Raw genomic sequence first — 15,373 nt, forward strand, 5'->3', positions numbered from 1 at the left:
GCGACACCGAGCCCATGCTCGGCCCGAAGCTGCGATCATGGCGCATGAACGACCCGACCTCTTCCAGCGCGGCCCCGGCCGCCGCCTTCGAAACTCTGTCTCTCTCGCCGGCCCTGCTGCAGGGCGTGGCCGCGCTCGGCTATACCGCGATGACGCCGATCCAGGCGCGCGCGCTGCCGGCGATCCTCGACGGCCGCGACCTGATCGCGCAGGCGCCGACCGGCAGCGGCAAGACCGCCGCCTTCGGCCTGGGCCTGCTGCAGCGGCTCGACCCCGCCGCGATCAAGACCCAGGCGCTGGTGCTGTGCCCGACCCGCGAGCTCGCCGACCAGGTCGGCCAGCAACTGCGCAAACTCGCCTTCGCGATTGCGAACCTGAAAGTGTCGGTGCTGTGCGGCGGCATGGCGCTGGGGCCGCAGTTGGCCTCGCTCGAACACGCGCCGCACGTCGTGGTCGGCACGCCCGGTCGCCTGCAGGAACTGCTGCGCAAGAAGGCGCTCAAGCTCGACGGCGTGCGTACCCTGGTGTTCGACGAGGCCGACCGCATGCTCGACATGGGCTTCGAGGAGCCGATGCGCGAGATCGTCGCCAAGACCCCGAAGACGCGTCAGAGCCTGCTGTTCTCGGCGACTTTCCCGGACGCCATCAGGGACCTCGCCCGCGGCGCGATGCACGAGCCGGTCGAAGTCACGGTCGAGGGCGAAGCCGCGGCGCTGCAGATCGAACAGTATTTCTACGAAGTCGAAGCGGCCAAGAAGACCCCGCTGCTGGCCGCACTGCTGCTGGAATACCGCCCGGACTCCTGCGTAGTGTTCTGCAATATGCGCAAGGACACCGAGGAGGTCGTCGGCTCGCTGAGCCATTACGGTTTCACCGCGCTGGCTCTGCACGGCGAGATGGAACAGCGCGACCGCGACGAAGTGCTGGTGCGGTTCGCCAACCGCAGCTGCAACGTGCTGGTCGCCAGCGACGTGGCCGCACGCGGGCTCGACGTCGAGGAACTCGCCGCGGTGGTGAACTACGACCTGCCGACCGATCCGGACGTGTACGTGCACCGCATCGGCCGCACCGGCCGCGCAGGCCGCGGCGGCATCGCCCTGAGCCTGTGCGGGCCGCGCGAGAGCGGCCGCGCCGAACAGATCCAGGAGCGCCAGGGCGCGCCGCTGGCCTGGCGCCGCGCCGTGCCGCTCGCCGGCAAGGCCAAGAACGCGCCGGTCGCGCCGATGGAAACCCTGCGCATCGACGCCGGCAAGACCGACAAGCTGCGGCCCGGGGACATCCTCGGCGCGCTGACCGGCGACGCCGGCCTCAAGGCCGACGCGATCGGCAAGATCAACGTGTATGCGACGCGCTCCTACGTCGCGGTGGCGCGCGCGCAGGCCGGCGCCGCGCTGACGCGCCTGCGCGAGGGCAAGATCAAGGGCCGCAAGTTCCGGGTCAACCGGATCTGAAGCACGCCCCGCCGGAGGGCCGGGCCGGGAGACCCGGCCCGACGCGAGCGGCGCCAGAAGCGGCAGCGCCTGCGCGCTGCCGCTGAATCCTATTGGCCGTTGACGCTGTACCGGCCTGGGCCGACCAAGGCCAGCGCGACCGCGCTGGCGAGGAACATCGCCTGCAGCTCCACCGCCCAGCCGCCTTGCTCATTGAGCTGGCCGAGCTGGCCCAGGTGCACCAAGCCCAGCGCGACCAACATGTTCGCGGCGATCAGGGCCGCGCCGATCCGCGCGTGGTAGCCGAAGATCACCAGCGCCGGCGCGAGCACCTCGCCGATCAACACGCCGTAGCCGAGGAAACCCGGCAGGCCCTGCGCTTCGACCAGGCCGACGATGCCGGCGGTGCCGCCGCGCAGCTTGGCGATGCCGTGCAACAAAATCAGCACGCCGAGCGCGACACGAAGAATCAGCTTGCCCAGGTCCTGTTGCTTGTCGGCGTTCATGGCGTCTCCGATGCGGGCCGCCGCGAGGGCGGGTCGTCCGCATCATAGGCCAGGCGCCGCGACGCCTGCTGCGCTGCGGTACGCAGCGGCCGGCCGCGCGTTGCGAGCGCGAGGCCGGCCGCGCCGCCAGGACGAAGATCCGTGCCGGCGGCGGTTGGGCGGGGTCCACGCCGCCGTTCTTCTGGATGAAGTCAGCGCAGGGCGCGCAAGGTCACCGTCAAAGTGTCCGGGTCGCCCGAACGCGCCGCGCCGCTGAAATCCTGGCCGCCGCTCGGCGAGACGTCGTCGTAGGGGAAGGCATAGCCGCGGTTATCGGGCAGGCGCTCGTGGACCAGCCGCGCGTAGTGGTTGGTCTGGGCGTTGCGATAGAAACGGCTGGCGACTTCGCCGTTGGGCTGGTCGGCGTTGTCGAGCAGGGTGGTGCGGTTCAAGGCCGCGGCCAGTCGGGGAATGATCGCCTTGCGCACCTCGCTGGCGCCGGCGAGGCTGAAAGGTCCGCTGTCGCAGCTCAACACGTCGGCGGTGCTGGGCCGGGCGAAGGTCTCGCCGTTGTTGAAGCGCAACAGGCCGTCGCCGCCGACGCGCGCGGTCAGGCGGCCGAAGCCGGACTGGGTGTCGACGGTCAGGGGGGTCGAGGCGTACTTGGTCCAGACCGCGTTGATGTAGCCGCTCAGATAATTCTGGAAGCGGCCTGCCTGGTAGTGCGCGCTCATCGCGCGCAGGTTGAGGCCGTTGCTGCCGCGCTGGATCAGCGAATCCCAGGCCGAGCCCTCGCGGGCGGCCTGTTGCCGCAGCGCGTAGCAGATCGGATCGAGCGAGCCGGCGGGCAGGCCGGGGACGGTTTCGACCCGGCCCGACAGCGATCGCAGCGACAAGCCCAGCGGCGCGGCGACGAAATCGACGTAGCTGATGTTGGAGAACAGCTCGTACTCGTTGAAGGTGAACTCGGCGAAGGTCCAGTTCTTGTCGAAGTTCGGATCGCCGGTGTTGAGGAAGCTGGGGTGGACGATGGCCGGGCCCGGATTGACGAAGAAATCGAGCTTGGCTCCTGTGACCACGTAGATGCGCGCCCCGTACATGCGCGGGATCGAGACCCGCGTCGACGAGCCGTTGCCGCCGAGCGCGATCGCGCAATCCTGGCCCAGCGGGGTCACCGGCGACGACGGCGAGGGCGGGTAATAGCTGCCGCCGTCGGCGCGCACGAACAGGGGACGTCCGCCCGACAGGCCGACCACATAGGCGTAGGCGGTGTTCTGGCCGGAGGCGTTGACCAGGTTGAGGGTGAAGCGCTGCGGCGCGGCCGCGGCCGCCTCGCGGGAGGCGAATGGCGAGACGACGCCGGCCGCGATCGCGGCGGCGGAGGCGCTGAGGAAAGTACGGCGGGTGACCATGGGAGGACTCCTGAGCAGGGGCAAGCCTTCGGCTTCCCGTGCCCGATGGGCCCAGGCGGCGCAATGCCGCGGGAAACGCGAGCTTGGCGTGGGTGGTCGTGACCGCCCGCGACGCGATCGCCCGCGCGCCTGCGCTCACGCCACGCACCTTGGCCTCGATTGACAGCGCTGTCAGTGATCGCGGGCGCAAATCGCGCGCAATCCCTAACCGCAGACAAACCATGAAGTTCAGGCGGGTTCAGCGCGGCGCCCGCATCGGCGATGATCGGCGCCGGTCCTAAGGATCGCCCCGATCGAGACGAATCGCAGGACCGCGATCGGCAGGGGAGGGATGGAGCGACGATGCGCGATGCACTGAAACAGCCCCGCCGATTACGGGCGCACAGCCGCCTGCTGCGGCGCACGATCGCGGCCGGCGTCCTCGCCTGCGCCGCCTATGCCGGCCTCGCCGCCGCGAACCCGGGCAAGACCCCGAACGAAACCGCGCGCGCCGGCGCCGACATCGACGTGCTGCACTACACCGCGCGCATCGAGCCGGACTTGGCCGCCAAGAGCTTGCGCGGCCAGGTCGCGATTCGCTTCATCGTCCGCCGCCAGGGCGCGCAGCGGCTGGATTTCGACGCCGGCGACCTCGACATCGTCTCGGTCGGCGAAGACGGGCAGGCGCTGAGTTTCCAGAAGCTCGACAAGCGCGTGAGCGTGCGCCTGGCCGCGCCGGCCGCGGCCGGCTCGCGCCACGAGATCGACATCGTCTATCGCGGCGCGCCGCGTTTCGGCCTGGAGTTCCATCCCGAGCGCAGCGAGCTGTACACGGTGTTCTCGACCAGCCAATGGCTGGTCTGCATCGATGCGCCGCAGGAACGGGCCACCCTCGACCTCACCGTGACCCTGCCGGAGGGTCTGAAAGCGGTCGGCAACGGCCGCCTGATCTCGAAGTCGGCGCTCGGCGGCCGCCGCGAGGCTTATCGCTGGCGCCAGGACGCGGCCATGCCGAGCTATGTCTACGGCTTCGCCGCCGGCCGCTACAACGAAGCCGGCGGCACCAGCGAGAATGCCGCGCTGCGTTACCTGTCGAGCGACCTGCAAGCGCCGCAACTGCGGCGCGTGTTCGCCGACACGCCCGACATGCTGCGGTTCTTCGGCCGTCGCGCCGGCATCCGTTACAACGGCAGCTACAGCCAGGTGCTGGTCGCGAAGACCATCGGCCAGGAGCTCGCCGGTTTTTCGCTGATGTCGGAAGCCTATGGCCGCGAAGTGCTCGACGACCCGAGCGCGCAGGCTTTGATCGCCCACGAAGCTGCGCACCAGTGGTGGGGCAACTACGTCACCTGCCGCGATTGGGGCCATTTCTGGCTCAACGAAGGCTTCGCCAATTTCATGGCCGCGGCCTATCTGCAGCACCGTTTCGGCGACGAGGCCTACCGCAAACAGGTCGAGGGCTGGAAGCGGCGCCTGGACAAGCTGCGCGAGACCGGCAAGGACCATGCGCTGATCTACGAGCACTGGACCAGGCCGAGCGCCGACGACCGCGCGGTGGTGTACCAGAAGGGTGCTTACGTGCTGCACCTGCTGCGCGAAGAACTCGGCGAACGCGCGTTCTGGGGCGGCGTCCGCGCCTACACCCGCGCGCACTACGGCCATTCGGTGGTCACCGCGGATTTCCGCAGGGCGATGGAGCGTGCGAGCGGCCGCGACCTCGGCGAGTTCTTCGCGCGCTGGGTGGAGTCGGCGGAGGTGGCGGCGAGGCCGGCGGCGCCTGCGAAGTGAGCGCGGCCCTCGCCGCCCGTCGAAGGTTCGCGGTCGCGGCTCGCACCGCTGCTATCCAGGAGCCGCCCAGCCCAGGGGTAGGAGCGGCGCAAGCCGCGACCGCGCGATTGCAAATGTCGGCGTTGCGCACCAGCTGATCGCGTCGTTTACGTGCGAACCGACGCATCCCATCGGTCTGCCGCCCGACGCAGTTGTCGCCGCTTACCGAGGTTTCGCGGTCGCGGCTCGCGCCGCTGCTATCCAGGGGCCGCGCAGCCCAGGGGTAGGAGCGGCGCAAGCCGCGATCGCGCAGCCACCCGATCGCGGCGGCGCACCGACTCAACCGAACCGTCATTCAGAGCCGACAGTCCGGCATTCTCAGCCCTCGGCAACACTCCAGCCCCCTGGGCCGCGCTGTCCATGGCGCGGCGCCCGGCACGGTTTGTTTGCATTTTCGCGTCGGCGGCTGTGCACGAACTGGCGTCTTGGCTTTAGGCTAAGGGGATGCCCCGCCCGCCTAGCCAAGGATCCCCGCTATGACGCAAGCCAGCCACCGCGCTTTCCGTCCCCTCTGTCGTGCCCGCCTGTTCAGTGCCGTCCACTGCGCGCTGTGGGTCGCCGGCGGTCTCTTCGCCGGCTCCGCTGCCGCCCAGGAGACCGAGGCCGCGCCGGCTCAGGACAGCGAGGCCCGGACGTTGGAGACGGTGTCGGTGCTCGGTTCGCGCCGCAGCCAGCGCTCCTCCGACACCACCTCGATCTCGCCGGTCGACGTGCTGCCGATGGCCAAGAACACCGAGGAGGGCGCCCAGTTCGACCTCGCCCAGTCGCTGCAGTACGCCGCACCCTCGTTCAACTCGACCCGCCAGAGCGGCGCCGACGGCGCCGACCTGGTCGATTCGGCCGCGCTGCGCGGCCTGGGCTCGGACCAGACCCTGGTCCTGGTCAACGGCAAGCGCCACCACACCACCGCCTTGCTCAACCTGTTCGGCGCGCGCAACCGCGGCAATACCGGCACCGACCTCAACACCATCCCGCTGATGGCGATCGACAGCGTCGAGATCCTGCGCGACGGCGCCGCCGCCCAGTACGGTTCCGACGCCATCGCCGGGGTCATGAACATCTCGCTGAAGAAGCGCAAGGGCTGCGAAGCGGTCGCCGGCTACGGCCAGTATTCCAAGGGCGACGGCGAGAACTGGCTGGCGACGGCCTACTGCGGTTTCGGCCTCGGCAGCGACGGCACCATCGGCATCACCGGCGAATACCAGGACCGCGGCCGCTCCGACCGTTCCGAGCCCGCCGGCAGCCCGCGCATCATCGGCGACTCGAAGATCCGCAACCAGACCCTCTTCGTCAACGGCGAAAAGCCCCTCGGCGAAAACCTGAGCCTGTACTTCACCGGCGGCGTGCAGAACCGCGATGCGTCCTCGGCGGCGTTCGCGCGCGACGGCCTGGGCTCGGAGGACATCCCCTCGCGCAACTCCGCGGCGATGTACCCGGACGGCTTCGTGCCCTTCATCGACGGCGAACTCAAGGACCGCTACGGCATTCTCGGCCTGCGCTGGGCGATGGGCGAGTGGAACGCCGACCTGTCCTACACCTACGGCTTCAACGAGCTGCGCTACGACATCAACAACACCCTAAACGCCTCGATCGCCAACCTCGACCTGCTCAACGGCGGCCGCGGCGTCAGCGCCGACAGCTTCGACGCCGGCGGCTTCTCGTTCCAGCAGAAGACCGTCAATTTCGACGTCAGCCGCTTCTACGACCAGGTCTTCAACGGCCTCAACGTCGCCTTCGGCCTGGAGCGCCGCGACGAGCGCTACAAGATCTTCGCCGGCGAGCCGGGCTCCTACATCGACGCCGACGGCGTCGGCGAAGGCGGCAACGCCGGCAGCCAGGGCTTCCCGGGCTTCCAGCCGGCCGATGCCGGCTCGCACAGCCGCGACAACTGGGCCGCCTACCTCGACCTCGAAGCCGACTTCACCGACCGCTTCACCGCCGGCGTGGCGGTGCGTTACGAGGACTACAGCGACTTCGGCAAGACCACCACCGGCAAGCTCGCCGCCGGCTTCCGCGCCACCGACACCCTGATGCTGCGCGCCTCGGCCAGCACCGGCTTCCGCGCGCCGTCGCTGCAGCAGAAGTTCTTCTCCTCGACCATCACCGACTTCGTCAACGGCGAGCCGGTCGACGTGGTGATCGCGCCTAACGGCGGCACCATCGCCAACGCCGCCGGACTGCCGCTGCTGACCAAGGAAGAGTCGCGCAACTACACCCTCGGCCTGACCTGGTCGCCGAACGCCGACACCTCGGTGACCCTGGACGCTTACCGCATCGACATCGACGATCGCATCGTGCTCAGCGGCCGCTTCGACACCACCGATCCGACCATCGGCGGCATCCTCGACGCCCTCGGCGTCGGCCAGGCGCAGTTCTTCGTCAACTCGGTCGACACTCGCACCGAGGGCCTGGACTTCACCTTCAACAACGAGCGCCAGCTCGGCGAGGACGTCAAGCTCGGCACCTTCTTCGCCCTCAACCTCAACCGCACCAAGGTCAACGCCATCCACGCGCCGCCGGCGCTGGTCGGCCGCGAAGACGTGCTGTTGTCGGAGCGCGAACGCTTGTTCATCGAGCAGGGCGCACCGAAGTCGAAGGCCGTGCTCGGCTTCGACCTGTCGCGCGGCCCCTGGGCCGGCAACCTCAAGGTGATCCACTTCGGGCCGCAGACCCTGGGCACGTTCTCGGGCACCGCCGGCGGCGTACCGAATGCGCGCTACAAGGCCAAGACCTCGGCCGACCTCAGCGCAACCTATTCGTTCTCCGAGAATACGAAGCTGACGGTCGGCGGCGCGAATATCTTCAACGTCAAGCCGACCCGCCAGAACCCGGACGAAACCGACAACGGCCACATCTTCGACAGCGTCCAGTTCGGTCTCAACGGCGCGGCGTACTACGTGCGTCTGTGGCACCGCTTCTGATCGAGGCGCGGGCCGCGATGGAGGCGCTCGCGTGAGCGAGGCCTTCATCGCCCACCTGCGCGATCTGGCCTCCGGCTTCGGCGCCTTGTCGGCGCGCAGCATGTTCGGCGGCCATGGCGTCTACCACCACGGGGTGATGATCGCCCTGGTCATCGACGAGGCGGTCTACCTCAAGGTCGACCCGCAGACCGAGCCGCGTTTCCGCGCGGCCGGCTGCGAACCCTTCGTCTACACCCGCCAGCGCAAACCGATCGAACTCAGCTTCTGGTCGGTGCCGGAGTCGGCGATGGATTCGCCGCAAGACATGAAACCGTGGCTGGCCCTGGCCTACCAAGCCGCGTTGCGCAAGGCCAATACCGCACCGCCGAAGAAGGCGAAGGCCCGGAAAGCGGCAGCGAAACACGCCGCGGCGAAGAAAGTCGTGGCCAAGAAGATCACGGCGAAGAAAGCATCCCGGCGTAAACCTGCCGCGCGCGATTGAGCGCGATCGTGTCCCCTGTAGGAGCGACGTAAGTCGCGACCTCGGAACGGGTCGGACACCTAGACCGATGCAATCGATCGTAGCGACAAGCCCTTCGGCGCTGCGCGCTTTCGCAGCGCCCGCCATTCGCGGTCGCGGCTCGCGCCGCTCCTGCCCAGGAGCCGCCGCACTGCAGGGGTAGGAGCGACGCGAGTCGCGACAGGGATGGGTGGAGAACCCATCCCGGTGTGGTCGGTCGGGGCGGCAACCTTATCGGTGCATCGTGCATTCACAGCCCATCGTTTTCGCGGTCGCGGCTCACGTCGCTCCTGCAAAGGGGGATAGTCGCGTCGTTGCCGTCTGCGCCTCAATCCTTCTTCATCGCCAATAGCCAATCGAGAAAGGTCTGGGCCGCGGGGCGCAGGCGGCGATGGGCGGGGTAGATCGCGTAATAGCCCCAGCGCGCCGGCATCGCCGGGCCGGGCAGGCGCACCAACTGGCCGGAGCGCAGATAGGGCACGGCGATCTGCGCGCGCGCCAGGGCCACGCCGATGCCGTGGGCGGCGGCCATCATCGCGTCGGTGGTGTCGCTGAAGGTGTAGCGCTCTTCGAGCTTGCGGCCGTGCACGTCGGCGGCGCGGAACCAGTCGTGCCAGCCCTGACGGGCGTGGTCGGCGATCAGCGGCAGGTCGGCGATCTGCGCCGGTTCGGTGATCCGCTCGATGCCGGGCATGTTCGGCGAGGCGACCGGGAACAGCGCGTCGTCCATCAGATGATGCGCGGTCAGCCCGGGCCAATGGCCGGCGCCGTGGCGGATGCCGAGGTCGGGCCCGCCTTCGTCGAAGCGCGCCAGCGCGATCTCTGTGTCGAGGCTCAGCAGGATCTTCGGATTCGCGTGGGTGAACTCGCTCAGCCGCGGCAGCAGCCAGGTATAGGCCAGCGAGTGCAGGGTGGTGACGCGGACCCGGTCGGTCTCCTGCCGGCTGACGCGCAGGCTGCGCAGTACGCCGTCCATGTCGGCCAGGGCGGTGCCGGCGGAGTCGGCGAGCTGGCGCCCCTGCGGGGTCAGGGCGACGCCGCGTGCATGACGCTGGAACAGGCTGACGCCGAGCCGGCTTTCGAGCTTGCGCACGTGGTGGCTGACCGCGCTGGCGGTCAAATGCAGCTCTTCGGCGGCATGGGCGAAATTCTGATGCCGCGCGGCCGCCTCGAACGCCGCCAGGGCCGGTAGCCAGTCTGCCCGCAGTGCCATGATCAGCCTCAAATCATATTTGTGCCTGAGCGCCAAAGTATGCGCTTGTCTAGGCTGGCGGGCCAGTCAAAATAGGCGCCAGGGAAGAGCCAGATTGTTGTCCCGACCCGCCGCGACCCACCAGCCAGTGCCTGCGCATGAGCCTCATCGACCTGCTTGCGACCTCCGCCGAACTGCCCGCCGCCTGGCGCTCGACCGTGGTCGGACGTTTCGGCAGCGCCAACTTCAAGCTGTTGCGGATGGACGCCGGCGCGTATGAGCAAGAGACGCACGATTTCGCCGAGGGCCTGCTGGTGCTCGATGGAGCCCTGCGCCTGAGCATCGGCGGCGAGATCGTCGAAGTCGGGGCCGGGCAGCTGTACGTGGTGCCGGCGGGCGTGGCCCATGCGGTCGAGCCGGGCAGCCGCGGCACGCTGGCGATTCTGGACGTCTGAGCGATTGCCGGCGGAGCCGGCGCGGCACTCGATCCACCTGGGATCCGCTAGCGACCGGATCCGGATATCCGCCCCCGGGCCGCGTACCGATACTGCGATCGGCCCCGCGTCGACCGTCGTGGCCATGGCCGGCATCGGTTCCCGTATCGCGCAACGGCGTCGCCGCTGCGCTCATCGCGCCGCCGCGAGGCCGGCGCGGCCGTTATCCCCCGCAGGCGCCCGCATCGCGTGGACGCCGTTTCGAGGACTTAGCGCATGCGTTCCCCCGAACTCGCCGTCAGCCTGACTCCCAACTGCTCCGCCTCCCAGAAGGCCGGCTCCAACGCCGGCGCCGAGACCGAGCGCGCCGCCTGGCGGACCCCGCTCGAGTTGACCGTGCTCGGTGCGATCTGGGGTTCCTCGTTCCTGTTCATGCGCGTGGCGGCGAAGGACTTCGGCGCGATCCCGCTGGTCGAAATGCGGCTCGGCCTCGGCGCGCTGATCCTGTTGCCGTTCCTGTGGAAGGCGCGCGCATCGTTCAAGGGCGCCATCTGGGCCAAGCTCGCCCTGGTCGGCGTGATCAATTCGGCGGTGCCGTTCGTGCTGTTCGCCTGGGCCGCGCAACGCGCGCCGGCCGGCGTCGGCGCGATCACCAATTCGATGGCGGTGCTGTTCACCGCCTTGGTCGGCTTCCTGTTTTTCGGCGAGAAGATCGGCATGCAGCGCGCGGTCGCGTTGTTCGCGGGGTTCGCCGGCGTGGTCGTGCTGGCCAGCGGCAAGACCGCGGGCGCGAGCATCGGCTGGGCGGTCGCGGCCGGCTGCAGCGCAGCCTTCCTGTACGGTATCGGCGCCAACCTGGTGCGCCGCCAACTCACCGGCCTGCCGGCGGCCGCGGTGGCCGCGGCGACCCTGGGCACCTCGGCCCTGCTGACTCTGCCGTTCGCGATCGCCTACTGGCCCGACCACGCGATCCCGATGAAGTCGTGGTTCTCGGCCTCGATGCTCGGCGTGCTCTGCACCGGCATCGCCTTCGTCATGTACTACCGCCTGATCCAGCGCATCGGCGCCGGCCGCGCGGTCGCGGTGACCTACTTGGTGCCGCTGTTCGGCGTGGCCTGGGGCTGGATGCTGCTCGGCGAACCGCTGACCGGCAGCATGCTGGTCGCCGCGCTGTTGATCCTCGGCAGCGTTGCCTTGAGCCAACGCGCGGCGAAGTAAGCCTAAGCCGCACGGCGCTCAGTCGCCGACTGCATCGGCTGTCTCGGGCCTCGTTTCTGCGACACTCCGCGCTTGGCTTCATGCGCGGCCCTATGCAGTTGCGACGGCGGCTTTCTCTCGAAATTCAGACCGGCATCCCCGCGCAGGCGGGGATCCACCGCACCCCCACCGCCTCACCCGTCCCCGGAGACTTGCTTGAATTCCATCCAGCATCGCGTGCAGTTCGACTTCGAGATCGAGTTCAGCAACGGCGGCGGCCTGCAGGGCCAAGGGTTCCGCCTCGACATCGACGGCGACGACATCGGCGACGACGAACTGGTCGCCTACATCGTGCGCGATCTGCGCCTGCTGATGGTCGGGCCGGCGCGCATCCTCAACAAGCGAATTCTGGTCGAGGCGCACAAGCGCAAGGCCGGCGCGCTGGAGCAGGGGACGACGCGCTACGTCGACCTCAGCCACACCATCGAGGACGGCCAGGTCACCTATCCGGGCATGCCGGCCGCCTACATCTGCGATTACCTCAGCCGCGAATCTTCGCGCGAGATCTACGCCGAAGGCACCGAGTTCCATATCGCCCGCATCGACATGGTCGCCAACACCGGCACCTATATCGACTGCCCCTCGCACCGTTACGCGGACGGCGCCGATCTGTCGCAGATCCAGCCGCAGGACTGCGCCGACCTCGATGCGATCGTGGTGCGCATCGACCCGTCGGTGAAAGCCATCGACGTCGGCCATTTCCGCGACCTGGAACTGCGCGGCCGCGCGGTGCTGGTCCACACCGGCTGGGACATGCACTTCGCCACGCGCGCCTATGCCGACGGCCATCCCTTCCTGACCGAAGAGGCCGCGGTGTGGCTGCGCGATTGCGGGGTCAAGCTGGTCGGCATCGATTCGATGAACATCGACGACACCCGCGGCAACACCCGCCCGGTGCATTCGATCCTGCTCGGTGCCGGCATCCTGATCGTCGAACATCTGCGCAACCTCGCCGCATTGCCCGACGACGGCTTCAGCTTCAGCGCGGTGCCGCCGAAGGTGAAGGGCATGGGCACCTTTCCGGTGCGGGCCTTGGCGAAGATCGTCGGCTGAGTTCCCTCTAAGATCCTTCGGCTTTCGCTGTCCTTCTCCCGCCTGCGGGAAAGCGGCCCGCGGGGCGGATGAAGGCGGGCGCCGGCTACCGCGCCACTGCCAGATAGTCCTGCAAGGCCGCGATCGCCATGCGCACCTTCGCCGGCTGCGCATCGCGCTGCGCGGTCACCGCGTAGACGCCGAGCGGCGCCATCGTCCACTCCGGCAGCACCCGTACCGCGCGGCCGTCGGCCAATACCGGCGCCGCGTCCGGCTCGGGCAGGCGGACGATGCCGAGCCCCTGCAGCATCATCTGCTTGAGGGTCTCGGCGTTGTTGCCGACGATGCGCCCGCCGATCCGCACCCGCCGCGAGGGCTCGCCGTCGCGATGCATCTCGACGTACTCGGGCTGGTTCATCACGCTGAGGATCAGCATCGAGTGGCCGGCGAGTTCCTCCGGCGTGCGCGGCAGGCCGTGCGCCTGCGCATACGCGGGCGAGGCCAGCAGCAGATGCCGCCACTCGGCCATGCGCCGCGCGACCAGGCTGGAGTCGGCGAGCCGGCCGACCCGGATCGCCAGGTCGATGCGTTCGGCGATCAGGTCGATCTGGCGGTCGTCGGCGAAGATCCGCAGCGACAGCTCCGGGCAGGCGCGCATCAGCGGCGCGAGCGCGGGCGCCAGGTGCGCGGCGAAGCCGATCGGCGCGGCGATGCGCAGTTCGCCGCGCGGTTCGTCGCGCAGGTCGCCGAGGCGGCCGTCGGCGTTGCGCGCGGCGTGCAGCATCGCCGCGCAGTCCTCGTAATACGCCTGGCCGATTTCGGTCATGGTCAGCTTGCGGGTCGACCGGTGCAGCAACACCACACCGGTCTCGGCCTCGAGCTGGCGCAATTGCTGGCTGACCGCCGACGGGGTCATGTCGAGTTCGCGCGCAGCCGCGCTCATCGAGCCCAGCTCGACCACCCGGGCGAACAAGGCCATGCGCTTGAGCCGGTCCATCGTGAAGTCCAGCTTAATGGTGATAGCGCTCCGGGCCTGATTATCGCGGCTTCTGTAAGTCCGCAGACTATATCCCGTCCAATCCACCCCGGGAGTCCCCCCATGAACATCGTCCTGATCGGCGCCACCGGCTACGTCGGCCGCGCCCTGCTTCAAGAAGCCCTGCAGCGCGGCCACCGCGTCACCGCGGTCGCCCGCGACACCTCGTCGCTGCCTGCCCACGACGGCCTGACCGCGAAGCCGGCGACCATCGGCGGGGACGCCTCCGCGGCGGCGACCGTGGCCGCGCTGGCCCGCGGCCACGACGCGGTGATCGCCTCGTACAACGCCGGCGGCTGGAAGAACCCCAACGTCGGCCGCGACACCGTCGCCGGCTATGCCCGGATCGTCGAGGGCCTGAAGCAGGCCGGCGTGCCGCGTCTGTTGGTGGTCGGCGGCGCCGGCAGCCTGGAGATCGCGCCGGGCCGGCAGGTGCTCGATCAGCCCGGCTTTCCGGCCGAGTACCGCGACGGCGCCGAAGCCATGCGCACGGTGCTCAACAGCTTGCGCGAAGAGAACGGCCTGGACTGGAGCTTTTTGTCGCCGGCCGCGCACCTGGTGCCGGGCGAGCGCAGCGGCCGTTACCGTGTCGGCAGCGATCAGCTGCTGGTCGACGAGCAGGGCGAGAGCAACATTTCGGTGCAGGACTATGCGGTCGCGCTGATCGACGAACTGGAGCAGCCGGCGCATTCGCGCAAGCGCTTCACCGTTGCTTATTGATCCCGCGCAAGAGGAGAGCGAAGAGCGCGGCAGCGGGGCTGTCGCGCTCTTCGTGTGTGCGGATCGTTACGGTGTGGCTTCGGTGCGAGTAGCCGATTCTGCGATCGCGGCTTACGCCGCTCCTGCAGGGGGGCGATTGCGATGCGCGCGAGGGCTCAGCCGATCGCCGCGACCAGGGCCTCGCGCTGTTTCGCATCGAGCAGCGGGCCGACGCCGGCCTTGAGGTTGTCGGTCTGGTTCTTCGGCTTCGACGTCGCCGGAATCACCACCGTCACCGCGGTTTCGCTGAGTACGAATTTCAGGAACAACTGCGCCCAGGAGTCGGCGCCGACCTCGGCCGCCCACGGCGGCAGCGGTTTGCCCTTGACCTGCGAAAACAATCGGCCGTCCTCGAAAGCGCGGTTGACCATCACCGCGATGCCGAGCTCGCGCGCGAGCGGGAACACGGTGCGCTCGGCGGCGCGCGAGACCGGCGAATAATTGATCTGGACGAAGTCGGGCTTCAGCGTGCGCATGTCCTGCGCGAGCTGCGCCTGCGCCGGTTCGCGGTAGTGGGTCAGGCCGACCAGGCGCACCTTGCCTTGCTGCTTGAGTTCGCGCGCCAGCGCGAGTTGGGTGCGGGTGTCGCCCAGGTTGTGCACCTGCAGCAGGTCGATGCGCTCGGTGCGCAGGCGCCGCAGCGAGGCCTCGAACTGGGCCAGGCCCTCGTCGCGGCCGACCACGCCGGACAGCTTGGTGGCGAGGAACAGGCGCTCGCGCAGCTTCGCCTCGGCGATCAGATCGCCGAGCACGTCCTCGGCGCTGGAATAGCTCGGCGCGGTGTCGATGACGCGGGCGCCGGCGTCGACGAAACGCTTCAGCACCTCGCGCAGGGGCGCGCGCGAGGCCTCGTCGGCGCCGACCTCAAAGCTGCCCGAGGTGCCCATGCCGATCGCCGGGATCGACTCGCCGGTCGCCGGAATGGTGCGCTGGAGCAGGGTGCCCGAGAACGGCGTTTCCGGCGCGGCCGCCGCGGTGGGCGGCGATTCGCCGCTGCATGCGGCCAACGGCGCGAGGGCGAGACCGGTGGCGGCGAGGGAGACGGTACCGAGGAAATCGCGACGACTGGCCATGGCGGAGGCTCGCTGTGGGATCGGTGCGGAGGCCGTC

13 protein-coding genes are annotated in these 15,373 nt (G+C 69.3%); 8 read left to right on the top strand and 5 right to left on the bottom strand.

Annotation, left to right across the window (positions count from 1 at the left end):
• Positions 1-44: 44 nt before the first annotated feature.
• On the top strand, positions 45-1,451 hold the full coding sequence (gene dbpA / locus AC6CH2_RS11775; protein ID WP_498269539.1) for an ATP-dependent RNA helicase DbpA: 1,407 nt from the start codon (positions 45-47) through the stop codon (positions 1,449-1,451).
• Positions 1,452-1,540: 89 nt separating this feature from the next.
• Here the strand turns inward: dbpA and AC6CH2_RS11780 are convergent, their stop codons facing one another.
• Together AC6CH2_RS11780 and AC6CH2_RS11785 are read right to left on the bottom strand one after the other, a co-directional pair.
• Positions 1,541-1,936 carry a DoxX family protein gene (locus tag AC6CH2_RS11780; RefSeq protein WP_498269378.1) on the bottom strand — a complete coding sequence of 132 codons (396 nt, stop codon included), beginning with the start codon at positions 1,934-1,936 and terminating at the stop codon, positions 1,541-1,543.
• A 191-nt stretch (positions 1,937-2,127) separates the two neighbouring features.
• Positions 2,128-3,327 (bottom strand): glycoside hydrolase family 64 protein, encoded by a 1,200-nt coding sequence (locus AC6CH2_RS11785; RefSeq protein WP_498269379.1) that lies wholly within the window; start codon positions 3,325-3,327, stop codon positions 2,128-2,130.
• A 342-nt stretch (positions 3,328-3,669) separates the two neighbouring features.
• On the opposite strand from AC6CH2_RS11785, the gene AC6CH2_RS11790 reads away from it, so the two are divergent.
• The 3 genes from AC6CH2_RS11790 (at position 3,670) to AC6CH2_RS11800 (ending at position 8,535) form a co-directional block, all read left to right on the top strand.
• Entirely contained in the window at positions 3,670-5,094 is a 1,425-nt protein-coding gene (locus AC6CH2_RS11790; RefSeq protein WP_498269380.1) for a M1 family metallopeptidase, read from the top strand.
• 515 nt (positions 5,095-5,609) lie between these two features.
• The gene (locus AC6CH2_RS11795) at positions 5,610-8,054 is read left to right on the top strand and encodes a TonB-dependent receptor plug domain-containing protein (RefSeq protein WP_498269381.1); all 2,445 of its coding nucleotides are present in this window, start codon (positions 5,610-5,612) and stop codon (positions 8,052-8,054) included.
• Positions 8,055-8,085: 31 nt separating this feature from the next.
• Entirely contained in the window at positions 8,086-8,535 is a 450-nt protein-coding gene (locus tag AC6CH2_RS11800; RefSeq protein WP_498269382.1) for a TfoX/Sxy family protein, read from the top strand.
• A gap of 346 nt (positions 8,536-8,881) precedes the next feature.
• On the opposite strand, the gene AC6CH2_RS11805 is transcribed toward AC6CH2_RS11800, so the two are convergent.
• Complete coding sequence (locus AC6CH2_RS11805) at positions 8,882-9,766, bottom strand: LysR substrate-binding domain-containing protein (protein ID WP_498269383.1); 885 nt, start codon at positions 9,764-9,766, stop codon at positions 8,882-8,884.
• Positions 9,767-9,903: 137 nt separating this feature from the next.
• Between AC6CH2_RS11805 and AC6CH2_RS11810 the strand changes: the two genes are divergently transcribed.
• From AC6CH2_RS11810 to AC6CH2_RS11820, 3 genes are all read left to right on the top strand, one after another.
• A complete protein-coding gene (locus tag AC6CH2_RS11810; protein ID WP_498269384.1) occupies positions 9,904-10,200 on the top strand; it encodes a cupin domain-containing protein in 297 nt (98 codons plus the stop codon).
• A gap of 255 nt (positions 10,201-10,455) precedes the next feature.
• Positions 10,456-11,397, top strand: coding sequence for a DMT family transporter (locus AC6CH2_RS11815; RefSeq protein ID WP_498269385.1), 942 nt, complete (start codon positions 10,456-10,458; stop codon positions 11,395-11,397).
• Between the two features lie 195 nt (positions 11,398-11,592).
• Positions 11,593-12,489: a cyclase family protein gene (locus tag AC6CH2_RS11820; protein WP_498269386.1), complete on the top strand. Its 897-nt coding sequence runs from the start codon at positions 11,593-11,595 to the stop codon at positions 12,487-12,489.
• Between the two features lie 85 nt (positions 12,490-12,574).
• Here the strand turns inward: AC6CH2_RS11820 and AC6CH2_RS11825 are convergent, their stop codons facing one another.
• A complete protein-coding gene (locus tag AC6CH2_RS11825) occupies positions 12,575-13,465 on the bottom strand; it encodes a LysR family transcriptional regulator (RefSeq protein WP_498269387.1) in 891 nt (296 codons plus the stop codon).
• Positions 13,466-13,567: 102 nt separating this feature from the next.
• Between AC6CH2_RS11825 and AC6CH2_RS11830 the strand changes: the two genes are divergently transcribed.
• A complete protein-coding gene (locus AC6CH2_RS11830) occupies positions 13,568-14,224 on the top strand; it encodes an NAD(P)-dependent oxidoreductase (protein ID WP_498269388.1) in 657 nt (218 codons plus the stop codon).
• Between the two features lie 155 nt (positions 14,225-14,379).
• On the opposite strand, the gene AC6CH2_RS11835 is transcribed toward AC6CH2_RS11830, so the two are convergent.
• Positions 14,380-15,336: an aldo/keto reductase gene (locus AC6CH2_RS11835; protein WP_498269389.1), complete on the bottom strand. Its 957-nt coding sequence runs from the start codon at positions 15,334-15,336 to the stop codon at positions 14,380-14,382.
• Positions 15,337-15,373: the final 37 nt, after the last annotated feature.

The sequence above is a fragment of the Lysobacter sp. GQ73 genome, assembly GCF_059758755.1.